The sequence below is a fragment of the Rhizobium altiplani genome (assembly GCF_001542405.1).
Taxonomy (GTDB): Bacteria; Pseudomonadota; Alphaproteobacteria; order Rhizobiales; family Rhizobiaceae; genus Rhizobium; species Rhizobium altiplani.
The window spans coordinates 41,947-66,450 of sequence record NZ_LNCD01000078.1; the positions used below are offsets into that span (position 1 = coordinate 41,947).

Below are 24,504 nucleotides of genomic sequence, written 5' to 3' on the forward strand. Positions count from 1 at the left end.
ACTTGTAGGATATCTGTCAAATGAACATGTCAACGAAGGCGCCGGAGGGAGGTTTGTCATAGGGTTCGGCAAAGAGGCTTGGTACTTGGTCTTCCGCCCGTGGCCTTGCCGCCCGCTCGGGGGGCTGGCCGAGGGATTGGAGCCAGGATCTCCTTGTTTCCCCATCTCTGCCACACAAGTTCAGCAAATCCTGCGGGGAGCGTAATCCCTCAGACTCATAGGTTTTGGTTATCGTAACGATCAGTAAATCCAACTTAGAATTATCGCCATTTTCCGATATGAAGGAGGAAAGGGAGGATGTATGTCGATCGGCGTACCCTTGGCTTGAGTGCTGAACCTCATTTGGAAACGGCGCAGCTCCGTTGACTTGTTTGGCAGATCCCCCTTTGGACGGCAGAAAATTCAAGGTAATCAAGGAGAACGTTATGGACCAGAAAACCGACAGCGCGGGCAAATGTCCTGTTGCGCATGGCAATACGCCCCGTGGTCGATCCAACCGCGACTGGTGGCCGGACCGGCTGGACGTTCAGATCCTTCACCAGCATTCCGACCTGTCCGATCCGATGGGGACGGCGTTCAACTATGCCGAGGAATTCAAGACGCTCGACCTCGATGAGGTGAAGAAGGACCTTCATGCGCTGATGACCGATTCGCAGGACTGGTGGCCGGCCGACTTCGGTCACTACGGCGGCCTGTTCATCCGCATGGCATGGCATAGCGCAGGCACCTACCGCATCACTGATGGCCGCGGCGGTGCCGGTGCCGGTCAGCAGCGTTTCGCGCCACTGAACAGCTGGCCTGACAATGCCAACCTCGATAAGGCCCGCCGCCTGCTGTGGCCGATCAAGCAGAAATACGGCAACAAGATCTCCTGGGCCGACCTGTTGATCCTGACGGGCAACGTTGCACTGGAATCCATGGGCTTCAAGACTTTCGGTTTCGCCGGCGGCCGCGCGGACGTATGGGAACCCGAGGAACTCTTCTGGGGTCCTGAGGGAACCTGGCTGGGCGATGAGCGCTACAGCGGCGAGCGTGAACTCTCTGAACCGCTTGGCGCCGTGCAGATGGGCCTCATCTACGTCAATCCCGAAGGCCCGAACGGCAACCCCGATCCGGTCGCGGCTGCCCACGACATCCGCGAAACCTTCGCCCGTATGGCCATGAACGACGAAGAGACGGTGGCGCTGATCGCCGGCGGTCACACCTTCGGCAAGACGCATGGTGCCGGCGATCCTTCGTTGATCGGTGCGGAGCCGGAAGGCGGTGCGATCGAGGAGCAGGGCCTCGGCTGGAAGAGCACCTTCGGTACCGGTGTCGGCAAGGACGCCATCACCGGCGGTCCTGAAGTGACCTGGACGCAGACGCCGACGCAGTGGAGCAATTACTTCTTCGAGAATCTGTTCGGCTTCGAGTGGGAGCTGACGCAGAGCCCGGCCGGTGCGAAGCAGTGGAAGGCCAAGAATGCCGAAGCTTCCATTCCTGATGCTTTTGATGCGTCGAAAAAGCAGCTTCCCACCATGCTGACCACGGACCTGTCGCTGCGCTTCGATCCTGTATACGAGAAGATCTCGCGCCGCTTCCTCGAAAATCCTGATCAGTTCGCGGATGCCTTCGCGCGCGCCTGGTTCAAGTTGACCCACCGCGACATGGGTCCGAAGGTCCGTTACCTCGGTCCGGAAGTCCCGGCGGAAGACCTCATCTGGCAGGATGTCATTCCGGCCGTCGACCACAAGCTTGTCGACGATGCTGACATCGCCGCGCTGAAGGAGAAGGTTCTTTTGACCGGCTTGTCCGTGCAGGAGCTCGTCTCGACCGCCTGGGCTTCTGCCTCGAGCTTCCGCGGCTCCGACAAGCGCGGCGGCGCCAACGGTGCGCGCATCCGGCTTGCGCCTCAGAAGGACTGGGAAGCGAACCAGCCGGCGCAGCTCGCCAAGGTGCTCGGTGTCCTCGAAGCTATTCAGAAGGACTTCAATGCCGCCCAGACCGGTGGCAAGAAGATCTCGCTCGCCGACCTGATCGTTCTCGCAGGCGCTGCCGGTGTCGAGAAGGCGGCAAAGGCTGGCGGTCATGACGTCACCGTGCCGTTCACGCCTGGTCGCATGGATGCCTCGCAGGAACAGACCGACGTGGCGTCCTTCGCCGCGCTGAAGCCGCGTGCTGACGGTTTCCGCAACTATGTCGGCGGCCGGCAGTTCATGAAGCCGGAAGAGGCCCTTGTCGATCGCGCCCAGCTGCTGAGGCTGACCGCGCCGGAAATGACCGTTCTCGTCGGCGGACTGCGCGTGCTGAAGGCTGGTCAGCCCGAGCATGGCGTCTTCACGTCTCGTCCCGAGGCGCTGACGAACGACTTCTTCGTCAATCTCCTCGACATGGGCACCCAGTGGTCCCCGGTTGCGGGTAAGGAAGGCGTTTACGAGGGACGCGACCGCAAGACGAACGAACTTAAGTGGACCGGCACCCGCGTCGACCTGATCTTCGGTTCGCACTCGCAGCTCCGCGCCTTTGCGGAAGTCTACGGCCAGTCCGATGCGAAGAAGAAGTTCGTCAAGGACTTCGTCGCAGCCTGGAACAAGGTGATGAACGCCGATCGTTTCGATCTGGCCTGATCGATAACATATTGGTGGACGCGGCGGTAAGCCGCGTCCATGCATCCGTCCTCGTTGTCACCGCGCTCGGCTGTGGTGAAGGTCTCGGTCGCCGGTTGAGCAGCTTTCTGCTTTCTCATCCCTTGGGCTTCCGCCCGAAATCCTTGCGAAGCTCGTCCTTCGCCTTCTCCAGCTTTGTTCGCTGTGCCTTGGAGAGTTGCTGACCTGCACGGTTGATATAGAAATTCAGCATCAGCCGTTGTGACGCCGGTTCCTCGATGCAGGACGGCACCGCCGCCAATGAGCCACGCCCGTCAGCACGCCAAGTGCGAAGTCGTAGAGCGTCTATGACGACGTGACGGTGCTGAAGCGCTCGCACCAGAAAATCACCGAAAGGTAGGCCGCTTTACCGCCAATGAGGTACGTGCAGTCAATGCGCGGTTGTGGTTTTATGGGGTCGGCCAGATGCGGCCGCTTGTATTGCGTCTCGGGCCCGTCAGGCATTCTGGCGGGCCCATGCAATTTGTGGCGCTTGCCGAATTGGACGGGTGCACGCGCGGAACATCAAGCGTTTCGAACGGTTCTCCAACAATCCAATGATGGAGATGCGTATTCTCTTGCCTTAATCCGCATTGCTGTTGGTCCGGCTGTTTGCGCCTTGCGGCGCACAATCGCTTCCCGACCAGGCCGGTCCGTCGCTCGGACAGTCGAGCTCCACCCAGGCACAAGAGGAGATCACCAATCCAGGCGGATTTGGTCAAGCGCCCGCAGGCAAGGCAGTTGACCGTGCAACCACGCTAAGCACGATCAGGCCTCGCGGTGAGATCTCAGATCAAATCCACGAGTAAGCCGGTCATCAGTCCGTAGGGACTGCGTCCGCTAGGTGTTCGAGGCAGAGATCCCGGCGTGTCGTCGACCGCCGGCAATGGCTCACAAGAACAAGGTTGGGTCTGTTCGGCTAGCGGGCGGCGCTTGATTTGGCCACACGAGGACGCGTGGCATTCCGGCTATCGCGCGGGTCCGAGCTTCCAATCCGAGTCGCCAGACGGACAGGCGAGACCCTTGAATCGGGTTTCTCCCTCCAGCGTCCGCTGGGTCGTTACAAAGGCGCGGCATGAACTTTCAGGATCAACGCCAATTTCTTCGATCACCCCCACACTTCCCGTCGACGGATTCGCCCAGGCAAGGGGGTTCACTCCGACCGCGCCGCGACTGACCGTATCTGCGATGACCGCCTGATCCGTCTTCGCAGGCGTCGGACTCGACTGCGGGATCGCGGTGGTTTCCAAGGGTTCTACCTTGGTGCATCCCGCCAACAGCAAGGCCGCGAGGGCCAATTGCATCACGCCTATGTTCTTTCGCGTCATCTAGACTTTCCGATGATAGTTCTCCCGCATCGTAGCGTGCAATTCTGACAGCTACCTGAGGAACTACTATAGAAATGGGCGCAGTGCCAGCCAGTTCCGTTCATTCCGGCGCATTGCTTGTGAGTTCCACCGACTGCGCGCCTGCCCCAAGTCGGCGTTCAACGATGCTGCCCGGCCATCCCGACCCGCCGGGTGGCCTTCTAGTCCGTTGAATGCGGATTCACGGCCCGGCGGGTGCCGGTTGATCGTCGTCTGGCCTATCGGCTCTGGCGCGTAGCGTCCGCGAGCCAGCTTTTTACGGCAGCTACGGATGCCGCATGACGGGGCTTTCGTGGCGAGATGACGTAGAAATCCGACCCAGCGGTAAGTTCGGTTGGCAACACACGGAGAAGGCGGCCCGACGCAATGTCCTCGTCCACAAAAAACGTGCTCGTCAGAGCAAGGCCCTGGCCAGCAATCGCGGCCTCAATCGCCAGGGAGGTCTGATTAAACCGAATATTCTTGGCGGTCATCGGCGCTCCGTTCGGAAACGCCAATTCCAGAAACTGCGGCCAGAGATCGTGGCCATCGTGAAGGCGCGGGTAGCGCGAGAAATTGTCCTCTTGGTCGGGGAAGCCGAGCTTCTCCACCAGTAGCGGGCTGCCGACAGCAATAATCACGTGATCGAACAGCAGCTCCGCATTCAAGTTCGGTCCGAAGGGTGGCCGGCCATGACGGACGGCGAGATCCACCGCATCGGTTTGGAAATTGGCAATGCGATCACTCGCCAAGATGCGCAGATCAATGTTGGGGTGAGCCGCGGTAAAATCCGGCAGGCGAGGGATCAGCCATTTCGAGGCGAATGTCGGCGTCACGCTGATTGTCAGGTGAAGCGGTTCCGGTTTCAATGTCTCGGTTGCCTCCGAGATCAGCTCGAAAGCACGGCGGATGTTGGTCACATAGCTCTGGCCAGCCTCCGTCAACGCCAGCGTTCGCGGAAGCCTGTCGAACAGCTTCAGGCCCAACTCTGCTTCCAAGCCCCGTATCTGTTGGGCGACAGCGCCCTGGGTGACCCCGATTTCCTCGGCTGCCAGGCGAAAGTTCAGGTGCCGTGTGACGACCTCGAACACGCGAAGGCCATTAAGCGAGGGAAGACGTCTGATACCTTCTGCCATTCAATAGATTTTCTACTGCTTTCTGAGAACGAAACTGGCTCGCACCGATGCCGCACGAGTGATATCACGCTTTGCAGGCAACTGTAGACCGCAATTGCATGCGGGTCCTCTTTAAGGCAGGAGAGTACGATGTCAGTAGAAAAGGTAGCGGTGATCACGGCCGGCGGCAGCGGAATGGGCGCCGCCGCGGCGAAGCGTCTTGCAGCCGATGGGTTCAAGGTGGCGATCCTATCATCGTCGGGGAAGGGCGAAGAGCTTGCAAAGGCGCTGGGGGGCGTCGGCGTCACCGGCTCCAACCAATCAAATGACGATCTCCGCAAGCTCGTTGATCTCGCGATCTCCACTTGGGGACGCATCGACGTGCTCGTGAACAGCGCCGGCCACGGTCCGCGCGCGCCCATCCTCGACATATCGGACGAGGACTGGCACCGGGGCATGGAGGTCTACCTTCTGAACGTCATCCGTCCGACACGGCTGGTGACGCCGCACATGCAGAAGCAGAAGGCCGGCGCGATCATCAATATTTCGACCGCATGGGCGTTTGAGCCGAGCCCGATGTTCCCGACGTCGGCCGTGTTCCGCGCCGGGCTGGCGTCCTTCACCAAGATATTCGCCGACACCTATGCCGCCGACAATATCCGCATGAACAATGTTCTTCCGGGCTGGATTGACAGCCTGCCGGCGACGGAGGAGCGCCGCGACAGCGTTCCGATGAAGCGTTATGGCACGAGCGAGGAAATCGCCGCGACGGTTGCGTTCCTTGCATCGACCGGTGCAGCCTACATGACGGGGCAGAATATTCGCGTTGACGGCGGACTATCCCGTTCGGTTTGATGCCGGCGGGCACTGCCCCGGGGTGAAAGGCCTCCGGGGCGGTGTATCAGGAAACGGCGATCAGAAGCGGATGATCGCTCCGAAAATCGGGCCGTGCTCGATCACGTCGTAGGTGAAGCCATCGTTGCTGTAGTTGACGCCGAGGGCGCGGTAACCGGCAACCGCCGAGACGGTGTCGTTGAACTTATAGCCAATGCCCGCCAGCACGTCCCAGTCCAGGTCGGCACCTCCGCCGCCGATCATGCCCCAGCCGGTGAGATAGACCGTGTCGGTCAGCGAGTAGTTGCCTTTGATGCCCGCGACCCCGTCCACCCAATTGGCGCTATCGGTCCGCGACACGTTGCCGATGAGGCCACCGCTTAGCCCTATCGTTGTTTCGGCATGCCAGTATCTGGCACCGGCAACCACATCCAAGCGAGCCTTCGGATCTTCGTAGACGGTGTATCCGACGCCCAACAGTGCGCTGAATGTGACTGACTTGACATCGACCTCGTCAGCGACGACGCCCCGCGGTGTTGCCGCATCCGTCGTTATGCGAGCATAGATTATGTCAGTGAAGACGCTGAACCGGTCATAGCGGGCGTCACCGGCTGCCATGAAGGCAAAGTCCAGATCCTTCAGGATGTCGCTGAAATTCTGATTGATGTCGACGGTCGGGAGGCCGAACACCTGAGTCTTGCCGTCGAGGCCCGCAACCCAGAAGTAGGGTGCGAAGGAAAACGTCCAGCCATTCGGTTGCACGGCCTGAGGTTGTGGCGCCGTGGCGGGCAAGAGATCTGCTGCATGCGTGGGTGTGACGAACGCCATTGCGGCAGCGGCGCATGCGATCAGTGAAAACCTGCTATTCATGATGAACCTGTCCCCTCTCGCGTTCAGGTCACAATAGCCCCGATTCATCGACCTGAACTGATATCGCAGATTGCACTAAGTCTCGCCGTCCGCAAAGTGCTTATATTCTGTTCCTGATATCTCACATGAGAAGAGTACGCTCGGCGCCAGGCGATCTCGGCACGCGGCGTGGGAGAGCATCCCGGCAGCGCGGAGCGGCTGCTTCATCCCCGCCAGAACCTTTTTCGCTCCATCAGTTCGTCCAACGACGATTGAGCGGCGGTGATCAGTTTTTCGCTGTTGCCAGCGACCATCAGGGATTCGACGTCGGGATGTGATTCCAGCTCCAAATTGTGAATGACAGTCGGCGCGGTTACCATGTCGTTCAGGAGACCGAGTTCGTCCTGCAATTTCTCCATCGTTTGGATGAACTTTTCGTACCGTCGCTCGGCCTGCTTGCTGGAGAACAGGGACCTGAGGAATTCGCTCGCATATCTAAACTTCTTTGCCGCCTTGCGGGTTTCGTGCCGATGCTCATCGTCGGCTTCGACCAGAGACCTGCCGCGTTTTTTCAGTTTCTTGCGTTGACGGTCAAGGATGTCGATTGCGAAATCGACCACCGGTCCGTTCCGAATCTCTGCCGTTTCCACCAGCGCGAGATACTCTCCGCAATGCAGCCACTCGTTAAGGTCCAGCATAAAGGCTTTGGCACGCGAGCTGAAAAGCGCGTTCAGCACCTGCTCATAGGCGCTGTCGCGTGCTTCGAGCAAACGACTTTTTACGTCGCTGTTTCCAACCCTGGCAATCAGTACATCGATGTTGCGTGCCTCTCCGAGAACGCCCGCCAGCCACTTCAACTCTTCCTTCAACCGCTGAGATTCGGCGTCGACCAGGATCACCTTGTAGAGCGAGAAGGCAGATCGCAGCCGCCTGAGTGCCACGCGGGCCTGATGAAGTGCCGATGGGTTCGGGCGATTTATGACGATCGATTCGTTCAGCCGGAACTGCCGGAAACATGCTTCAGCAATGACCTGGAACGAGGCCGAGACCCGCAGGTCGCGGTCGAGATGCACGGGTTCCGCCTTGTATGCCGTTTGTTGCTCGCGGAGCAGGCGGTATCCTCTCTCCGCTTTCGAAGCGACACCGAAACGGATCGGGACAAGCGCCTCGATTCTGCGGGCAAGGGTGAACAGCGTATATGGCTTGCCGTCCTTCAGTTCCAGCTCCAATTCCCGGATCTGCATCTCGCGGTCGCCGGCAACGATCGAGCCCATGTCAAGGGCAACTTCAATCTGGCTCCCGTCCTGATCGACGTTCCAACGATGTCGCTTTACCAGGGTGGAAAACTGCCGGACGAGAGTGCCGTCCTCGATATCGAGTTCGGACCTCAGCGGGGTCGTGTAATCGATCACAGGTGTGTTGCCCGTGAGCGGCGTTTCCCACTCGGAGCGCGCAAAGATGGCCCTGTTCGGTCCCGCAGCCTTGACCGTTTGGACGTGCGCTTCGCCAACCGTACGGATTCGCAGAGAATAGCCGCCCTCCCATGCCTGGCGGTCGGGCGTGTCGAAATAAATGGAGGTCAAGGGATCGACAGAGATTGGGCTTCCCAGCAAGCCGGATCCCAGCAATGTGTCCACCGCGTCGGCGCTCAGTTCAAGTTTCAGTTCTGTTTCTGTTGCCAATTAGCCTCTCCGCTCGGTTGCACAGTCCTAGGTGGAGGCAACTCTTTCACGATATAGAGCGGTGGCATCGGGATAAAACGTCCTGATGACAAAAACCTGAGCGGGAATGCAACCGCAGCGATCTTTCACAAGAAAAGCGATCGCTGCTCGTTGCGGTACCCCGTCCGACTATAAGAGGCAGGTGAGGAATCACCTCGTGCGTCGGTTGGACATGCTACTAGGCCAGGTCGGCGCTAGGAGCCGGATTGGCGAGCCGCTGTGTCCAGCGCTATAAAATCCGCTTCATCGAGAGCGATGCTTGCCGCCTCTACGTTTTCCTCAAGATGCTTTACCTTGGAGGTTCCCGGTATCGGCAACATCACAGGGCTGCGTTTGAGCACCCACGCCAGAGCAATCTGGCTTGGCGTCGCGTCGTACCTCTTGGCCAATCTGTCGAGGATGGACCCTGGACGGGCAAGCTCGCCTGCGGCCAGCGGGTACCACGGTATGAAGCCAATGCCCTCGCGCTCGCAGTAGTCAAGCACGTCCTCGCTGGCGCGATCGACGAGGTTGTAGCGGTTCTGGACCGTCGCGACGGGAAAGACCTTTCGGGCGGCCTTTATGTCTTCAACCGAAACTTCGCTTAGGCCGGCATGGGCAATGATGTCCTGATCCAGGAGCATCTTGACCGCGCCGAATTGCTCGTCGCGAGGAACCTTCGGGTCTATGCGATGCAATTGCCACAGATCGATCCGGTCGACACGGAGTTTCTTGAGGCTGCCTTTCGCGCGCTCGAGAAGATAGTCCGGCCGTCCGTTTGGCGTCCAGAGATCCGGTCCTTCGCGGGTCAGCCCTGCCTTGGTCGCGATCAGCAGCCCCTTGTAAGGATGCAGCGCTTCGCTGATGAGTTCTTCCGAAACGTCGGGGCCGTAGGAATCTGCCGTGTCTATGAAATTGACCGCGATCTCGGGCAGGCGACCCAGGGTTGCCAGTGCTCCGGCCTTGTCCGCAGGCGGTCCCCATATGCCGGGTCCGGTAATGCGCATGGCGCCGAAGCCGAGACGGTTGATCGCGATGCTACCGATCGAAAATTGGCCCGATGCAGCCGCTGAGATCGTGGAATTGTCTGGCACTGATCTTCTCCCGATTGCCTGTTAGGTGGATTTGCTCGGGCCTTAAGTGGAGCGGGCAGGGAGCAATGCAAGTCAGGACTGTTCAGACTTGACCGTGCGCCCGGAGATCAGACGCAGCCACGGCGGCAGGTGGAAAGCGCACATCAGCAGGTACATCATGGCCATGCCATCCATGGGAAAGACGTCCTGCATTGCGGAGCAGATTGTCTCTGCTCCGCCGCTTGCCATGGTGACAACCGCCATGATGGCGAAGGTGGGCGCTGCCGCAAGACACAGCCAGTCGGCGATGTTTGTTGCATTGTCGGCCGGCTTCTCGACCGATGCGCTGCGCCTTGTCTGGTCGGAGGAAAGCATCGGCTCTACCTTCGGCCGTATTCGTCATGATGCCGCCACCATATACCTTGCTCATTGCGGCCGAAGGGCGCGCGGTCGAGCCATTGATACACGCCCCAAATACCGTCCAGGCCGCGGGCATAGCTGGAGTAGGTGTGGTAGACCACGCCGTCCTCGAGCACGAAGGCGCTGAGGCCCGGCCTGTCGCGCGTATAGGTGGCGATGTCGGTTCCTGTCATCGCGGCGATCTGGCCGACCGGGGTCTCGCTGCCGCGCAACTTCCATTCCTGTACGGTTTCGCTCTCCTGCGGCCCCGGTGCCGGCGGTTCACGCCGGTAGTTATATTCTATCCCGCCTTCGCGCTGTTGCTGCTGGCTAAACAAGACGCTGAAGTCGAGGTTGAAATCGCTACCGAAGGAAGAGGCCCAGTCGAAGGTCCATCCCATCCGCTCTTTGAAGGCCTGCAGTTTGGGAAGCAGCGCGCGGGAAACGGCGGTGAAGGCGACGTCATGGTTCTCGAGGTGAACGACAACGCCGTTGAAGCCGTCCGCGATCGAGGAGCAAGAGGGGCATCCGGCTGTATAGTCAGGACCGAACATGAAGTGGTAGATGAGCAGTTGCGAGCGGCCCTTGAAAAGGTCGGCCAGCGAAGCGCTGCCGCTGTCGGTCTCGAACCTGTAGTCCTTGTCGATCCGTACCCACGGCAGTTCCTGACGGCGTTGTGCCAGCATGTCGCTGCGACGGGTCAGTTCCTTCTCTTCTGCGAGCAGGTCGAGCCGCGCCGCAAGCCATTCTTCGCGTGTGCCTGTCATGTGCATCGTCATCATACTTCTCCTCTTGGTGCCTGTTGACGTAGCATGCCGCTCCTTGCGGCTGCTTGGTGATCGTGAGCAGACTAGGACCGGAGTGGGCGAGGGTGGGAGTTACAAGTTTGACGGGATTTCGATGGACTCGATGATCATCGCCGCGGCGAGGCTGCTTGCGACAGGCGATCTTCTCGGTGCGCTGAAGAGGGTGGCGCTGCGGAATGACGCGCCCGCGCTCGCCCTTCGCGGCATCGCGATGGCCCAGCTTGGGGATCTCGCGAGGGCAAAGGTCCTGCTGAAGACGGCTGCCCGTGCGTTTGGGCCAAGGGAGCCGGTCGCACGGGCGCGCTGTCTCGTCGCCGAGGCTGAAATCGCTCTGGTCTCGCGCGATCTAACCTGGCCTGCCAAGACACTCAGCTCCGCGCGGGAAGTGCTCGAAGCGCATGATGACCGCTTGAACGCCGCACATGCGCGACATCTCGAAGCCAGGCGGTCGCTGCTCATCGGCCATCTCGACGAAGCCGAACGGCTGCTCGCCGGGGTCGATCCAACACCGCTCCCGCCGCCCTTGCGAACGGCGAACGAGCTTGTCGTCGCGGGGATTGCAATCCGCCGGCTCCAGACGGGCGTTGCGCGCGCGGCACTGCTCCGGGCGGAAAATGCGGCGAGGGAGGCGGGAATCCCCGCGCTTCGTGCGGAGGTCGAAGGGGTCTCCGAGGTTCTGAAGGCGCCGGCGGCGCGACTGACCAGCCGCGGCGAGGAGCGGTTGCTGCTGCTGCAAGAAGTCGAGACAGTCCTGTCGTCCGGCACGCTTGTCGTCGACGCGTGCCGCTACGTCGTGCGGGAGGGCGACGCGTCCGTGTCGCTGACAACGCGCCCGGTCTTGTTCGCGCTCGCCCGTGCACTGGCGGAGAGTTGGCCGGCGGATGTATCGCGCAACGTGCTCGTTGCCCGTGCATTCAGGGCGAAGGATGCCGATGAATCGCATCGCGCCAGGTTGCGCGTCGAAATCGGGCGGCTGCGCGGCGAGCTTCACCGCATAGCGGATATCAAGGCAACCAAGGACGGCTTTGTGCTCGCGCCGCGGCGTGCCGACCAGGTGGTCATCCTGGCTCCACCGGTCGAGGAGCAGCATGGTGAGATCCTTGCTTTTCTGGCCGATGGGGAGGCCTGGTCGAGTTCGGCGCTGGCAATCGCGATTGGTGCGAGCGCGCGCACCGTGCAACGCGCGCTTGATGCCCTCGCTGAAACGGGCAAGGTGCAGTTTTTCGGACGAGGACCAGCACGCCGCTGGACTATCCCGTCACTACCGGGATTCCCGTCAACTTTGTTACTCCCAGGTCCACTGCCCAACGACTAGGATAAGCCCATGAAACACTCCCAAGCTGAAATCCTTCGTGAATATGGCCCCTTTCCAGATGTGAAGCAGGTGGGCGGCGTGAGCTTTGACGGTCGGAATGTCTGGTTCGCGTCCGGCGACAGGCTGAATGCCCTCGATCCCGATGTCGGTGAGGTCGTGAATACGATCGCCGTTGCGGCACACGCCGGAACGGCTTTCGATGGGCGCTATCTTTTCCAGATTGCCGAGGACAGGATCCAGAAGATCGACCCGAAGACCGGCGAGATACTCTCGACGATTCCGGCCCCCGGCAATGGCGGTGATTCCGGGCTCGCCTGGGCGGAAGGAACGCTTTGGGTCGGAGAGTATCGCGGCCGGAAGATCCATCAGATTGATCCCGAAACCGGCGCTGTCCTTCGCAGTATCGAGTCCAACCGTTTTGTTACCGGGGTGACCTGGATCGGCGATGAGCTCTGGCATGCCACCTGGGAGGGCGACGAAAGCGATATCAGGCACATTGAACCAGAGACCGGGCAGGTCCTGGAACGGGTCGAGATGCCGGCTGGTATCGGCATATCGGGACTTGAGTCCGATGGCGCGGACCGGCTGTTTTGCGGCGGTGGAAACAGCGGCAAGATCCGGGCCGTCCGCCGGCCAAAATAGTCAGACCGTGCTCGCGCATGTGCGCGGTCGGCACGGGAAACCGCGAGTTCGGCCTATGACTAGTCCAATGTCCTGCGGAAGCGGCGGACGGCGATGAACATGGCGACCGCCATCAGGCAGGCCAGGGCAGTGGTGTCGTAGGCAAGGGTCTGGATGCTGGCGCCCTTCAGCATGATTGCCCTGACGATCCGGATATAGTGGGTCAGCGGTAGTGCCTCACCGATCCATTGCGCCCATTGCGGCATGCCGGCGAACGGAAACATGAACCCAGACAGCAGGATATTCGGCAGGAAGAACATCATCGCCATCTGCATCGCCTGCAGCTGATTGGCCGCGATCGTCGAGAAGGTGTAACCGATCGACAGATTGGTGATGACGAAGAGCGCGGTTGCGGCCGCGAGCGAAGCCGGGCTGCCGAGGATTGGAACGCCGAACACAAACAGGCCGGCCGTGATAATGAGCAGCGACTGGATGAGGCCGATCAGCACATAGGGCGCGATCTTGCCCAGCATGATTTCCAGCGGCTTGATCGGCATGGAAAGCAGGTTTTCCATGGTGCCGCGTTCCAATTCCCGGGTGACCGAAAGAGCCGTGAAGATCAGCAGCGTCATCGTCAGGATCGTGCCGAGCAAGCCGGGCACGATATTCAAAGTCGACGAACCGGCCGGATTGTAGCGCCGGTGCTGGACGATCGAGAATGCGGGCCTGGTCGGCTCGGAGAACTCGACCTGGCGGTCATTGGCGAGCGCCGACGTCACGATGCCTGATAGCGCACCCAGCGCCGAGCTCGATGCGACCGGATCGGTGGCATCGGCCGCGACCAGTAGCGAGGGCGTGTCGCCGCGCCGAAGCGAGCGTTCGAACCCTTCCGGAATTTCCACGACGAACAAAGCCCTGCCGGATTCCAGAAGCGAATCCATGTCTTCGGCTCGGGTAACGACAGAGCGGATCTGGAAGAAATCGGTGTTCTCGAGGGCGGCCAAAATAGATCGGCCGACATCCGTGTTCTCGCGCATCAACACAGCTGTCGGCAGATTGTGTGGCGTCGTGTTGATCGCAAAGCCGAACAAGAACAACTGCATGATCGGCAAGGCGACCATCGTCGCCAACGTTATGCGGTCGCGGGTCATCTGGATGAATTCCTTGATGGTCATCGCCCAGAAGCGCCCGAATGAGATGCCGTTGCGGTTTGCCGGTCGCGTCGTCATTGGAAATTATCCTCCGCGCGACGCATCAGGTCGATGAAGGCATCTTCCAACGTCGCTTCACCCTTTTGCCACTTGAGGTCGGGCCGTTCGCGATAAGGCGCGATTGCCTTTTCGAGCGCCTTCGGATCGCGGCCGGCAACATGCAGGCTGGTCCCAAACGGTGCCATCATGTCGATGCCCGGCACATTCTCAAGTTCGGACTGGAGACGATGCACCTCGGGCCCGGAGACGGTCCATGTCACGAGGCCGGTGCCGGCAATCACCTCGTCCACCGTTCCCTGCGCCAGCAGTTTGCCGTAGGCGATATAGGCGATCTCGTGGCAGCGCTCGGCCTCGTCCATGTAGTGGGTGGAGACCAGGACAGAGAGGCCGTCAGCGGCGAGGGCGTGGATCTCGTTCCAGAAGTCGCGGCGGGCTTTGGGGTCGACACCGGCGGTCGGCTCATCGAGGAGGAGTAGCGCCGGTTCGGGCAGGATGCAGGCGCCGAGCGCAAGACGCTGTTTCCAGCCGCCCGAGAGCTCCCCCGCAAGCTGCTGTTCGCGGCCCTTCAGGCCAAGGCGGTCTATGGCGGCGCTTGCCTTGCCGCGGGCATCGGCCAGACCGTAGACGCGGGCGACGAACTCGAGGTTTTCCCGGATCGACAGATCCTGATAAAGCGAAAACTTCTGAGTCATGTAGCCGACACGGCGGCGAATACGATCGCTCTCGGTCAGGATGTCGAAGCCAAGACATGTGCCATTGCCGCTGTCTGGCGTCAGCAGACCACAGAGGATACGGATTGTCGTGGTCTTGCCGGAACCGTTGGGGCCAAGAAAGCCGTGGATGCGGCCCTTCTTGACCGTCATCGACACGTCATCGACCACCTTTCGGCTGCCGAAACTCTTGGTGAGGTGATGGACGTCGATGACGGTCTCCGGAGCATCGACGGCGATGGCTGTGTCGCTCATGGTCGCGCTCCCGCGGTGACATCCACCGGCTGGCCAGGACGCAGCGCCGTGGGATCGGTCGGGATCGCCTCGACGCGGTAGACGAGTTTGGCACGCTCTTCGAGGCTGTAGATTACCGGCGGCGTGTATTCGGCGTTCTTTGAGATGAAGCTGATCGTCGCGTCGGTCGGCTGGCACGCGCTGCAGGCAACGCGGATCGGCTGGCCCAGCGAGAAAAGCGCAAGCTCTGTTTCGGGTACGAAGAAGCGGACACGGATGTTCTCCGGCGGCAGGAGCGCCACGATCGGCCGGCCGGCAGGGACGACCTCACCCGCGCGATAGTAGATGGTCTCGATACTGCCTGTTGCCGGCGCCGAGACGAAGCGACGGGAGAGCGCGGCTTCCGCAGCGGCGAGATCGGCCTTTGCGACCGCGACTGCTTCCCTCGACTGGCGCAGCGTTTCGATGCGGGCAGGCAGGTTGGCGAGCGTGATCTGGCCGCGGACATTATCGAGGACGGCACGGTTGGCGGCTTCGGTGGCCGTCGCCGTATCGAGGTCCGCCTTTGTCGCGGTGCCGCGCTGGACCAGCACCCGGGTGCGGTCCAGCTCCTGTGCGGCAAGCTCCAGCCGGGCGGTCGCCTCACGTTCGCTCGCGCGCAGTACATCGATCTCTTCCGGTCGCTTTTGCGCGGCCTCGGCGAGTTCCAGTTCTGCCTGCAGGCGCGCCAGCGAAGCGCGTGCGGAGCCGACGGCTGCCTCCTCGCTCCGCGAATCCAGGCTGAAGAGCGGCGAACCGGGCGCAGTCGCCTGGCCTTCGACGACGTCGAGCTTGACCAGCCGCCCGCTGGTGTCGGCGCCGATGAAAAGTGTGTCGGCCTCGACCCACCCCTGGTAGGCACGTTGAGACCTGTCAGAAAACAGGAGGGGCAGAGCGGCAAGTGCCGCGGCGGCCACGAGAGCGACGATAAGGATTCGTTTCATATCGCGCCTCCTTGGGGCACGAAGAGCGTGTCGAGGAATGTGTCGAATAGCTTCTGCGCGTGGAGGTGCTCGTAGCCTTCGAAGAGCGTCGCCCAGACGATCGACATCAAAGCAGGCGCCATAACCAGTTGCGGAACGTCAGCGACGGCGGGATTGCGCAGTTCACCGCGTGCGGCGGCGCGGGCAAGCACGATCCGCAGGATCGCTAGACCCTTGGTGATGATCTCGCGGTAATAGAATTCGGTCACGACAGGGAACATTGGTCCTTCCGCGAGGATCAACCGCAGAAGGTGCCGGCGCTCTGTCTCCAAAACCTCGCGTTTGAAGATGGAATAGAACATCGCAACGGCGGCCCGCGCCGGGATCGCATCCTTCTCAACCATGCCGCCGACCTCGCCGAGGATCGGCGAGGCGATGCCGGAGACGAGATCGATGAACAGCCGCTCCTTGTCGGGAAAATGCAAGTACACCGTGCCCTTGGCGATGCCCGCCCGCGCCGCGACGTCCTCCATGCGGGTCGCCGCGAAACCGCGCTCCGCAAAGCAGGCGAAGGCGGCGGCGAGGATCTCGGCGCGGCGCTGCTCGGGGTCTCGTTTCTCCCGCTTTCTCTCTGCCATTCTCTTGCATCCAATTATGACTGACTGGACAGTCAGTAACATAACCTGCGATTTTTCGCAAGCCGAGTCCGATGTGAAGCGGCCCTACGATGATGATGACGAACGGACATTCCGCGCTAAGGGGGCGAGGGCCTCATGATGGGGCGTCCTCACTCCAGACCGTCAACAGGTAGCGTCTTCGGAACGTGGCCAACGTCTCCTCACGACGGAGATGCGGATCGTCGACGACGGATCGCGTTTGTTGCCATTTCTCGTCAGCAGGTATCAACTGCGCCAGGCAGACACGAAAGAGGTTCAATTTCCCATGATCGTTCAGGCCTGTATCAACGGCGCGCGGCCAATCGACTATCATCCGCAATTGCCTGTCACTGTTGAAGCAATCGCACGGGATGCCGCCGCCGTGGTCGCTGCCGGTGCCGCGGAACTCCACATTCATCCGCGTGCCGTTGACGGAAAGGAAAGTCTCGGCGCTGTTGATGAGACCATTGCTGCGCTTCGGGGCTCCTGTCCGGGTTCGTTTCTCGGCGTATCCACCGGTGCCTGGATTGAAGGCGACGCGCACCGCACCCTTGAGGCCATTCGTTGCTGGAGTGTCCTGCCCGACTATGCGTCGGTGAACCTCTCGGAGGACGATGCCCCCGCCGTCATGGCATTACTCCGCGATCAGGGAGTTGGGATTGAAGTCGGGCTGGCGTCAGTCGCGGATGCGGAGCGGTACATCGGACTTGAAGCCCATGAGCGCGTTTTGCGCATCCTCATCGAACTTGACAACGAACAGGACCTGCGGGGCGCTTTCGATGTCGCGGAGGGGATCGTCGGCACGCTACAGCGTGGGAATGTGCAGCGGCCCGTCCTGATGCATGGCTTCGACGCGACCGTCTGGCCGTTTGTCCGGCTGGCGAAGGAACGACGCTATTCCACCCGCGTCGGCCTGGAAGATGGAAAGCTCCTTCCCAGCGGGATGATCGCCGCGAACAATGCCGAGCTTGTCGCGGCGGCCGTCGAGATCTTTCGCAGCGAGAGCTGATCCTCGAGCCCGTGCCGCGAGCGCCCGCTCAACGTGGGCAGCTGGCGATGTATCGCCGACCGTAACGGTCACGGAAGTAGCACTGACCAGGCCGCCCAGCGACGTTGCCAATGACCGCGCCAGTGGCACCACCGATCGCTGCGCCCACGGCGGCACCGCGCACGTTGCCGGTCGCCACGCCACCGATGACCGCGCCGGAGGCTGCACCAATTCCCGCGCCTTGCTCGGTGGGCGTGCATCCGGCAATCGTGGCCCCTGCCAGAAGCAGCAAAATCGACGTGCGTTTCATCTCGCTTTCCTTCCTGTTCGATTTAATTCGCGCGAGGGTAGATAGAGGGATTTCGGAAAAGACAATTGTTGCTTTTAGTTCGCTGCCAAGCCTGCTTCGTTCGATCAATCGACCGCTGGTACCTCCATTGCCTATTGGACCGCTTGCTCCAATTAAGATTGGGTTTCAACCAAAAGCAGGGTCCCATCATGAACGAGCGTGAAGAGAAAATCCGTCGTCGTGCTTATGAAATCTGGGAGCAGGAGGGGCGCCCGCACGGCCAGGATATGAAACACTGGCTACAGGCGTTCAAGGAATTCGGCCAGCAGGCAGACAATGCAGCCAAGCCGACGGCCAAGGCCAAATCCGCCAAGCCGCGCGCCGCGCCGAAACCCGCTGCCGACAAGCCGACGGCGAAGAAGACAAAGGCGGCTGCGATCGCGATAACGGCTGCGCCCGGAGACAAGCCCCGTCGCACGCGTTCTCCAAAGTCCGTCACGACACACTAATCGTCAGCGCCTTCCCCGCCCGGGCCAACGTGGTTTGACACAGGGCGTTCGGATGTCGGGCGCAGCTGTTGGACTTTGCGCAACTGGGCGGCGAAGACGACCATGATCATCAGCGGCCTTCGCCTCGGAGCAAGTCACGCCAAAACCTTGGCCTCGACCGCGGCTGCGACAAAGGCATCTCTGGCGGCTTCCAGGTGTGCAAGGTGGTTCATGGCTTCCACGCACCGACGCTTCGCCGCCTCAACGTGCATGCTGCTTTGGAGCGGCCACCTGTGCTCCAGATAGTCAACAGCTTCAGCCGGACCATGAATATGTTCAGAGGGGCGCGTTCCAATCCGGATAGCCACCGGTGCGGCCCACCTCGGTTCGGTTGCATGGCTGATCGTGTTCATGATGAACCTCCTCTCTGCCAACAAACGATAAGCGGGATGTAGGTGTTCGCGGGAGCCGTTCAACACCTATCCCGCCCTCACGACGATGCCTCGACAACATATTGATGCGAGGCTGTTTCGGCAGCCAACTCGACGCGAGTCAGTGGACACTTGGTAGTCTTGCCGATACGGCGAAGTCCTCCGCCACAAGTTCGCTGATTGCGATCAGAACCTCTTCAGCGGTAAAGCCGGATGCTATCGTCGTTCGGATTAGATCCTGAAGATCCGGCTCGATCACCTCCCGGCAGTCTTCGAGTCGTTCGTCCGAAACAGTCAAGCTATGCAGTTCTTCCATAATCGACCCTTTCTTGGGGTGGAATGCCGCCGAGGACTCCCGGCGGTCATCTTATAAAGTTATCGGCCGGATGAGCGGCGCTTGGGCGAGGCCAGGAGACCTTCGCGCTGCAACTTCTTGCGGTTGGCCTTGCGTTGTCTGGCGATCGCCTGTGCTCGTTCGCGCACGCGTCGCTCCGATGGCTTCTCGTAAGCCCGGCGTTCCTTCATTTCGCGGAAAACACCCTCGCGCTGCATCTTCTTTTTCAATGCGCGCATGGCCTGTTCGACGTTGTTGTCTCTGACAATGACCTGCATCTTTTTCTCCTTGTTGTTGCGGTTGAGTGCCTCTCAGCCAAGCTGCTCGGCGATCAGCTCCTGCAGCTCACGACGGGTGAGAAGGCAGGGGTAAGGTTTCCAGTTCTTGTCCGGGCGGCGAGCGGCGTCATCGCGCTCGCGCGGACTCGCCGCTGGGGCGGCGGCGGTAATGGGTTTGTTCAATTGAAGTCCTTTGCCGCACTGGCGGCACGCTCGACATGGCGACCTCTGTTTCCATCACGCAGACCGGAGGAAACGCAGTGAGATGGGACGCACGATGCGTCGACCATGTCAGGTTCGAATTTTTCGGGTGACCGCCATAAGATGGGAACGCGAGCGATGCGTTGCAAGGCTTCGTTGCGTCATACGCCCGTCGCCTACGCCGTCGACGCTGCTTGCTCTATGTTGCGGGCGACATTGCGGCCAAACTCTGAGAAGGCGTCTCTAAGCGTCGGTCCGCTGAGATTTTGGCTGGGATTTTGGCGAGGTCACCGCAAAACAGACGATGTGAGTTTTGCAGTGACCTCTTGATGACTAGGAAATGTAATCATCCAAGCACATGCTACCTGAAGTATGGAAATAGGGAATTTATCACATACGGTAATCCACATGAACTTTGGGAGCTGTCACCTGTTTCGCGGATGTCCGCTATGAACCTTTCGGGGAATGCCGGGCTCGAATGGTGATCCGCCGTTCGTAGCCGACCCCAATTCGGATGATGCTCTTTCCGCTGCGGGTCAGGATGTCCCAGGTCCGTATTTTCGAAGAAGGCCGCGGCGACTGTCTCGGTCCTACTGGCGCCGAGTGATCTTCGCAATTTTCCGCGACGCATACATCGCATCCGATTAAATCGCAAATGTATTGACCTCGCGATCCTGTTCGTGTACTTAAAGCGCATCCGAGTTATTCGTGTACGAAGCAAATCAACAGAAAGGGACTTTGCTATGAGGCAAGGGAAAAGGTTCATGCAGCCAGCCGTCGATGCCGTGCAAGCCGATGAGCGCGCGATGGGCGGCCAACACCCAAACGCGCCCCAGGCCTATAGTGAGTTTTCGCGAGTGCTTGATCCGTCTATCTATGAGGCGCTGCCCGACGATTGGCTGGTCGGCATAACAGACGTCGTCGGTTCGACGTCCGCGATCAAGTCCGGGCGCTATGAAGACGTCAACTATGCCGGCGCATCGGTGATTGCCGCGGTTGGGAATGCCTGGGGCGACTTTGATTTCCCCTTTGTGTTTCGCGGAGACGGTGCGGCATTCGCGCTGCCACCGCAGGGGATCATGACCGCGACATCAGCGTTGCGGCAGGTTGTCGCCTTTGCCAAGACCAATCTCAACCTTGCTCTCCGGGCCGGCCTCCTGTCCGTGGGCGAGATACGTGCCAGCGGACGCGACGTGCGCGTCGCGCGCTACGCCGCCTCTGAAGACGCGACTTACGCGATGTTTGCCGGCGGCGGTCTCAAGTGGGCAGAGCGGCAAATCAAGAACGGCCGATATCTGGTGAAGCCAGGCAGCTACACAACCGAGCCCGATCTGACCGGCCTGAGCTGCGATTGGGAGCCGGTTCCGAGCCAGAGGGGCGAGATCCTGTCGCTGCTGGTCGAGCCATCCGAGGGCGGGAGCCCCGAAGCCTTCGCGGCATTGGCGAAGTGCGTGCTTTCCGTTCTCGACGCCGGCACGCGGCAAGCCCATCCCCTGTCGCGGGATACCGCCATCACCAAGGACAGGGCGAGGTCGGTCAACCTCGAAACCTGGCTGGCGGTCGCCTCCAACTCAGACTTCCGCAAATATGACGATGGCCTGCGTCTAACGTTGGATTGCACACGCGAACAGATTGAAGCGGTCGAAGCCATCCTGGTTGCAGCAAAGGCGCGGGGTGAGGTCAACTTCGGACTGCATCGCCAATCTCACGCGCTCATGACCTGCTTCGTGCCTTCGGGCAAACCAGATTCGCATCTGCACTTTCTGGACGGCATGGGTGGCGGATACGCCAAGGCGGCCGAGATGATGGAGGCAAATGAGCTTCCGATGGTGTCAGTTCGCTAGGGTAAACGCTGCCCGACGCGCGTCCCATTCAGGAGAATTGCCGGCGTACTGCCACTGCAGCCCCTAACCGTGGCTGCGCGCTAGATGGACGCTCGGGCGGAGAGAGGATGTGGCGCGCCGCGCTGGCACCTCAACCACGCCGGGCGGCTTCGATCACCGCAACGTCAATCTTCTTCATGGTCATCATCGCATCAAAAGCACGCTTTGCCTGATCACCGCCTGCCGCAAGCGCGTCGGTCAGGATGCGCGGTATGATCTGCCAGGACACACCCCACTTGTCCTTGCACCAGCCACACTCGCTCTCTTGACCGCCATTGCCGACAATGGCGTTCCAATAGCGGTCGGTCTCCGCCTGATCCTCCGTTGCGATCTGAAATGAGAAGGCTTCGGTCTGCTTGAATACTGGACCGCCATTCAAGGCGATGCACGGAATGCCCGCAACCGTGAATTCGACAACCAATACATCTCCCTGCTTGCCGTCTGGATAGTCTCCAGGTGCGCGAATGACGGCGTCCACTGCGCTATCGGGAAAAGTTTCGGCGTAAAACCGGGCCGCAGCCTCACCATCTTTGTCGTACCACAGGCAGATCGTGTTCTTTGCCATTGCGCGGGTCCTTTCGGTCTCCGTTTCGGATCTCCTTCCTCAGATAAGGGGCAACCCGTCTTTCTCCACCCTATACAGGCGATTTCACGCGCGCAGTTGCCAAGCGCCATGCCAATCGCCGGGATGGAAGTTCTCCTTGGTGGCATCTGCATCTGCGCGGTTGAGCGCCGAATACATCGACGCTCAAAGGCGCAGTAGAGATCAATCCTTTGCCGATCCGTCCTGCGTTGCCTTCAGGAGGTTGTTGCGCAGGCGTACCACGGATTTCTGCACGACTGGGAAGTCCTCTCCGAGGCCGGTCGCATCGACCAGTGGCGCGCCGGGATCCGCAGCGACAAGGTCGCGTCCAGCCGCCGTCAGGCTCAATCGTACCTGCCGCTCATCAGCGGGATCGCGTTTGCGGCGGATATAGCCCAGAGATTCAAGTTTCTTGAGCATGGGGGTCAGCGTGTTCGATTCCAGGAATAGCTTTTCGCCCAGTGTTCCGACCGTCTGGTCGTCTTTATCGGAGAGGGCAACCAGCGCGATGTATTGAGTGTAGGTCAGGTTCAGCTTGTCCAGGATCGGCTTGTACGCGCGGCCGAAGGCCAGGTTTGCGGAATAGACCGCGAAGCATAGGAAGTTCGAAAGCTTGTTGTTCTTGCTGTCGGCCTCGCCGGAAACGGGCGCCTCTGTCTCCAGGGTTTTGGCGGTTTTGGATGCGGACATGGGAGATCCTACTCGGTTGCTTTTCGCTTCTCTCTATATAAATCGCATCCGATTAAATCGCAATGGTATTGACGACACCTTTCGAACAGCATATTTAGATCGCATCCGATTAAAGCGGAGGCGAATGAAAAGCTAACCCGAAAGGATTTTACCATGACTGAGAAGCTCCTCTTTACCGGCAAGACCCACAACAAGGGTGGTCGCGACGGTTTCACACGCAGCAGCGATGGCGAGCTGGATCTTCGCCTGTCGCAGCCGCACCCGGCTGCCGAACGCCTTTTTGGCGCCGCATGGTCTGCCTGTTTCATTGGCGCCATCGAGCTCGCTGCAGCCCAGAGAAAGATCAAGCTGCCCGTCGAGCCCGAGATCGACACGGAAATCGATCTGAACGCCGACGGCGGTTCCTATTTTCTGCGCGCGCGGCTCAACGTCAGCCTGCAGGGCATCGACCGAGATGTCGCAGAGGAACTGATCCACGCAGCGCACGAGATCTGCCCGTACTCCAAGGCAACGCGCGGCAATATCGACGTGGCGCTCAATCTCATCTGAACGGATGAAGAACGCGCCCGGCGCAGCGCTACATCGGCGCCGGCCCTGCTGAGGTAAACTCATGTGACGTTCCGGCAATCCGCCGGAGCACCCAAGGAGAAACAGGAATGCGTGATGTCATCGAATTGCAGTTCGATCTCACCCCTCCCACACAAGAACAGATGCAGCAGCTTGTGGCGGATCTCAGTGAGGACGACCGTCATCTGCTCTTGGAGCATGGCGAGGAGGCGCCGTTTTGTGGCGTCTTCCTCCACGAGCGACGCGAGGGGCTCTATACTTGCCGCCTCTGCGGTCTTCCCCTGTTCAAGGCCGTTTCCAAGTTCGAAAGCGGGACAGGCTGGCCGAGCTTCACTGCGCCTGCCGCCAAGGATCACCTGAGGCGCATTCGCGATACCAGCTACGGCATGGTCAGAACAGAGATCGTTTGCGCACGCTGCGGCGCGCATCAGGGGCACGTCTTTCTCGACGGCCCGCCTCCGACAGGCGAGCGCTTCTGCATAAATTCAGGGTCGCTCGAGTTCACGCCGAAAGGGCAGCCGCTCCCTGACAAGCTTGGACGCGGTCGTCCCGAGGGCGAGCTTGCGCGGTAGTTGCGGGTTCGATAACTCAGACGATCGGCGCCAGCGTTAGGCGGTTATTAACGCTGGCGCACGACTTCACCTCCATTTGCGAGCAAATGGAGCGCGGGTCCGCCCATTGGTGATTGCGCTATGCGCAGGTCCGTCTATCTTGGCCCGGAGTGCTCAAGCGCAGTGCAACCGGGGCAGGGATCATGAAAGCCGCCTTCCACAAGACCTTGATGATCCTCGTCGCTTTAGCGCCATCGGTGGCCTCAGCTCAGTCAGGCGGCTGGCAATCCGACGGTAGAGGGACAAGCACCTGGCAAGTGTCGCCATCGGAAGGCACCTGCAACGTCAGCCAAGCGCAAAACAGGGCACGACGAGCAGGTATCCGTCGGACTGACCTGGTCTATCGCGACGAGAACGTCGTGACGCTGAGAGGGCTGACCGAGTGGGGTGAGCGCCGCGATATCACCTTTGCCAACATTCGAGGATGTCCTGAGATCGGCTTTCAGGATCTGCAACCGAGCCAACCCAGGCGCTGAGGTTAACCACGACCGTTGACCGGACGCCGGTCCCAAGAGGTAATTGAGCGCGACGGTTCCTCAGGCTGGGTGACGCTGTAGCCATGCTGCCAACCTATAAAATGCTTGTGACCTGACGTTGGGGCAGCAAATAATCTTCCTGACGCCCTGCGGTCGTTTTGCACGTCGCACCATCGCGGTCTCGCCCGACCTGCGTCGAATTCCGTATGATACCGTAAAATACGTTGGTG

The 24,504-nt window shown here is 60.5% G+C and carries 28 protein-coding genes and 1 pseudogene; 10 read left to right on the forward strand and 19 right to left on the reverse strand.

The genetic code is table 11. The annotated features are described in order from the left end of the window. The first annotated feature begins 425 nt into the window (after positions 1-425). Positions 426-2,606: a catalase/peroxidase HPI gene (katG, locus tag AS026_RS16990; RefSeq protein ID WP_018857273.1), complete on the forward strand. Its 2,181-nt coding sequence runs from the start codon at positions 426-428 to the stop codon at positions 2,604-2,606. A gap of 115 nt (positions 2,607-2,721) precedes the next feature. Here katG and AS026_RS41275 read toward each other — a convergent pair. The 3 genes and pseudogenes from AS026_RS41275 to AS026_RS17005 all read right to left on the reverse strand — a co-directional run. Then, a pseudogene (locus AS026_RS41275) lies at positions 2,722-2,838 on the reverse strand (DUF3175 domain-containing protein); the annotation flags it as partial. Positions 2,839-3,592: 754 nt separating this feature from the next. Then, positions 3,593-3,952 (reverse strand): RT0821/Lpp0805 family surface protein, encoded by a 360-nt coding sequence (locus AS026_RS17000; RefSeq protein ID WP_018857276.1) that lies wholly within the window; start codon positions 3,950-3,952, stop codon positions 3,593-3,595. A 257-nt stretch (positions 3,953-4,209) separates the two neighbouring features. After that, positions 4,210-5,106, reverse strand: a complete 897-nt coding sequence (locus AS026_RS17005; protein WP_205634473.1) for a LysR substrate-binding domain-containing protein — start codon at positions 5,104-5,106, stop codon at positions 4,210-4,212. A 129-nt stretch (positions 5,107-5,235) separates the two neighbouring features. On the opposite strand from AS026_RS17005, the gene AS026_RS17010 reads away from it, so the two are divergent. Then, a complete protein-coding gene (locus tag AS026_RS17010; RefSeq protein WP_062370676.1) occupies positions 5,236-5,940 on the forward strand; it encodes an SDR family oxidoreductase in 705 nt (234 codons plus the stop codon). Positions 5,941-6,000: 60 nt separating this feature from the next. Here the strand turns inward: AS026_RS17010 and AS026_RS17015 are convergent, their stop codons facing one another. From AS026_RS17015 to AS026_RS17035, 5 genes are all read right to left on the reverse strand, one after another. Beyond that, on the reverse strand, positions 6,001-6,789 hold the full coding sequence (locus AS026_RS17015) for a DUF481 domain-containing protein (protein ID WP_062370678.1): 789 nt from the start codon (positions 6,787-6,789) through the stop codon (positions 6,001-6,003). A gap of 203 nt (positions 6,790-6,992) precedes the next feature. Next, on the reverse strand, positions 6,993-8,450 hold the full coding sequence (locus tag AS026_RS17020) for a CYTH and CHAD domain-containing protein (protein WP_062370680.1): 1,458 nt from the start codon (positions 8,448-8,450) through the stop codon (positions 6,993-6,995). A 233-nt stretch (positions 8,451-8,683) separates the two neighbouring features. Then, the gene (locus AS026_RS17025) at positions 8,684-9,562 is read right to left on the reverse strand and encodes an aldo/keto reductase (protein WP_062370682.1); all 879 of its coding nucleotides are present in this window, start codon (positions 9,560-9,562) and stop codon (positions 8,684-8,686) included. 72 nt (positions 9,563-9,634) lie between these two features. Further along, the gene (locus AS026_RS17030) at positions 9,635-9,916 is read right to left on the reverse strand and encodes a hypothetical protein (protein ID WP_062370684.1); all 282 of its coding nucleotides are present in this window, start codon (positions 9,914-9,916) and stop codon (positions 9,635-9,637) included. A 5-nt stretch (positions 9,917-9,921) separates the two neighbouring features. Further along, positions 9,922-10,719 carry a DUF899 domain-containing protein gene (locus AS026_RS17035; protein ID WP_018117176.1) on the reverse strand — a complete coding sequence of 266 codons (798 nt, stop codon included), beginning with the start codon at positions 10,717-10,719 and terminating at the stop codon, positions 9,922-9,924. A 121-nt stretch (positions 10,720-10,840) separates the two neighbouring features. Here AS026_RS17035 and AS026_RS17040 point away from each other — a divergent pair, with 121 nt between their 5' ends. Both AS026_RS17040 and AS026_RS17045 read left to right on the forward strand, forming a co-directional pair. After that, positions 10,841-12,061, forward strand: coding sequence for a hypothetical protein (locus tag AS026_RS17040; protein ID WP_062370687.1), 1,221 nt, complete (start codon positions 10,841-10,843; stop codon positions 12,059-12,061). Positions 12,062-12,070: 9 nt separating this feature from the next. Next, positions 12,071-12,703 (forward strand): Vgb family protein, encoded by a 633-nt coding sequence (locus tag AS026_RS17045; protein ID WP_062370688.1) that lies wholly within the window; start codon positions 12,071-12,073, stop codon positions 12,701-12,703. Positions 12,704-12,762: 59 nt separating this feature from the next. Here the strand turns inward: AS026_RS17045 and AS026_RS17050 are convergent, their stop codons facing one another. From AS026_RS17050 to AS026_RS17065, 4 genes are read right to left on the reverse strand one after another with little or no spacing between them, the layout of a single operon-like run. Next, positions 12,763-13,911 carry an ABC transporter permease gene (locus AS026_RS17050; RefSeq protein ID WP_018117179.1) on the reverse strand — a complete coding sequence of 383 codons (1,149 nt, stop codon included), beginning with the start codon at positions 13,909-13,911 and terminating at the stop codon, positions 12,763-12,765. Beyond that, positions 13,908-14,858 carry an ABC transporter ATP-binding protein gene (locus AS026_RS17055; protein WP_062370690.1) on the reverse strand — a complete coding sequence of 317 codons (951 nt, stop codon included), beginning with the start codon at positions 14,856-14,858 and terminating at the stop codon, positions 13,908-13,910. The genes AS026_RS17050 and AS026_RS17055 overlap by 4 nt, the downstream gene beginning before the upstream one ends. Then, positions 14,855-15,820, reverse strand: coding sequence for an HlyD family secretion protein (locus AS026_RS17060; RefSeq protein ID WP_062370692.1), 966 nt, complete (start codon positions 15,818-15,820; stop codon positions 14,855-14,857). Before AS026_RS17060 ends, AS026_RS17055 begins: the two co-directional genes overlap by 4 nt. Next, positions 15,817-16,437, reverse strand: coding sequence for a TetR/AcrR family transcriptional regulator (locus AS026_RS17065; RefSeq protein ID WP_018857288.1), 621 nt, complete (start codon positions 16,435-16,437; stop codon positions 15,817-15,819). The genes AS026_RS17060 and AS026_RS17065 overlap by 4 nt, the downstream gene beginning before the upstream one ends. A gap of 304 nt (positions 16,438-16,741) precedes the next feature. Between AS026_RS17065 and AS026_RS17070 the strand changes: the two genes are divergently transcribed. Beyond that, positions 16,742-17,464: a 3-keto-5-aminohexanoate cleavage protein gene (locus AS026_RS17070; protein ID WP_062370775.1), complete on the forward strand. Its 723-nt coding sequence runs from the start codon at positions 16,742-16,744 to the stop codon at positions 17,462-17,464. A 28-nt stretch (positions 17,465-17,492) separates the two neighbouring features. On the opposite strand, the gene AS026_RS17075 is transcribed toward AS026_RS17070, so the two are convergent. Continuing rightward, a complete protein-coding gene (locus tag AS026_RS17075; protein WP_018857290.1) occupies positions 17,493-17,753 on the reverse strand; it encodes a YMGG-like glycine zipper-containing protein in 261 nt (86 codons plus the stop codon). Positions 17,754-17,941: 188 nt separating this feature from the next. Between AS026_RS17075 and AS026_RS17080 the strand changes: the two genes are divergently transcribed. Continuing rightward, positions 17,942-18,241, forward strand: coding sequence for a DUF2934 domain-containing protein (locus tag AS026_RS17080; protein ID WP_025660056.1), 300 nt, complete (start codon positions 17,942-17,944; stop codon positions 18,239-18,241). Positions 18,242-18,375: 134 nt separating this feature from the next. Here the strand turns inward: AS026_RS17080 and AS026_RS17085 are convergent, their stop codons facing one another. The 4 genes from AS026_RS17085 to AS026_RS42345 all read right to left on the reverse strand — a co-directional run bounded on the left by AS026_RS17085 (position 18,376) and on the right by AS026_RS42345 (position 19,446). Continuing rightward, complete coding sequence (locus AS026_RS17085) at positions 18,376-18,633, reverse strand: DUF982 domain-containing protein (protein ID WP_018117187.1); 258 nt, start codon at positions 18,631-18,633, stop codon at positions 18,376-18,378. Between the two features lie 139 nt (positions 18,634-18,772). Continuing rightward, positions 18,773-18,967 (reverse strand): hypothetical protein, encoded by a 195-nt coding sequence (locus AS026_RS17090; RefSeq protein WP_018117188.1) that lies wholly within the window; start codon positions 18,965-18,967, stop codon positions 18,773-18,775. Between the two features lie 59 nt (positions 18,968-19,026). Next, complete coding sequence (gene rpsU, locus AS026_RS17095) at positions 19,027-19,263, reverse strand: 30S ribosomal protein S21 (RefSeq protein ID WP_018857293.1); 237 nt, start codon at positions 19,261-19,263, stop codon at positions 19,027-19,029. A 33-nt stretch (positions 19,264-19,296) separates the two neighbouring features. Continuing rightward, positions 19,297-19,446 (reverse strand): hypothetical protein, encoded by a 150-nt coding sequence (locus tag AS026_RS42345; protein ID WP_167354905.1) that lies wholly within the window; start codon positions 19,444-19,446, stop codon positions 19,297-19,299. A gap of 782 nt (positions 19,447-20,228) precedes the next feature. Here AS026_RS42345 and AS026_RS17100 point away from each other — a divergent pair. After that, complete coding sequence (locus AS026_RS17100) at positions 20,229-21,308, forward strand: DUF3095 family protein (RefSeq protein WP_425349811.1); 1,080 nt, start codon at positions 20,229-20,231, stop codon at positions 21,306-21,308. Between the two features lie 130 nt (positions 21,309-21,438). Here the strand turns inward: AS026_RS17100 and AS026_RS17105 are convergent, their stop codons facing one another. Together AS026_RS17105 and AS026_RS17110 are read right to left on the reverse strand one after the other, a co-directional pair. Continuing rightward, the gene (locus tag AS026_RS17105) at positions 21,439-21,912 is read right to left on the reverse strand and encodes a VOC family protein (RefSeq protein ID WP_018857296.1); all 474 of its coding nucleotides are present in this window, start codon (positions 21,910-21,912) and stop codon (positions 21,439-21,441) included. A gap of 201 nt (positions 21,913-22,113) precedes the next feature. Then, a complete protein-coding gene (locus AS026_RS17110; RefSeq protein ID WP_025660053.1) occupies positions 22,114-22,620 on the reverse strand; it encodes a MarR family winged helix-turn-helix transcriptional regulator in 507 nt (168 codons plus the stop codon). A gap of 153 nt (positions 22,621-22,773) precedes the next feature. Between AS026_RS17110 and AS026_RS17115 the strand changes: the two genes are divergently transcribed. The 3 genes from AS026_RS17115 (at position 22,774) to AS026_RS17125 (ending at position 24,274) form a co-directional block, all read left to right on the forward strand. Then, entirely contained in the window at positions 22,774-23,169 is a 396-nt protein-coding gene (locus AS026_RS17115; RefSeq protein WP_018117194.1) for an organic hydroperoxide resistance protein, read from the forward strand. A 107-nt stretch (positions 23,170-23,276) separates the two neighbouring features. After that, positions 23,277-23,759, forward strand: coding sequence for a peptide-methionine (R)-S-oxide reductase MsrB (gene msrB, locus AS026_RS17120; RefSeq protein WP_025660052.1), 483 nt, complete (start codon positions 23,277-23,279; stop codon positions 23,757-23,759). Between the two features lie 182 nt (positions 23,760-23,941). Next, complete coding sequence (locus tag AS026_RS17125; RefSeq protein ID WP_018117196.1) at positions 23,942-24,274, forward strand: hypothetical protein; 333 nt, start codon at positions 23,942-23,944, stop codon at positions 24,272-24,274. Positions 24,275-24,504 lie beyond the last annotated feature (230 nt).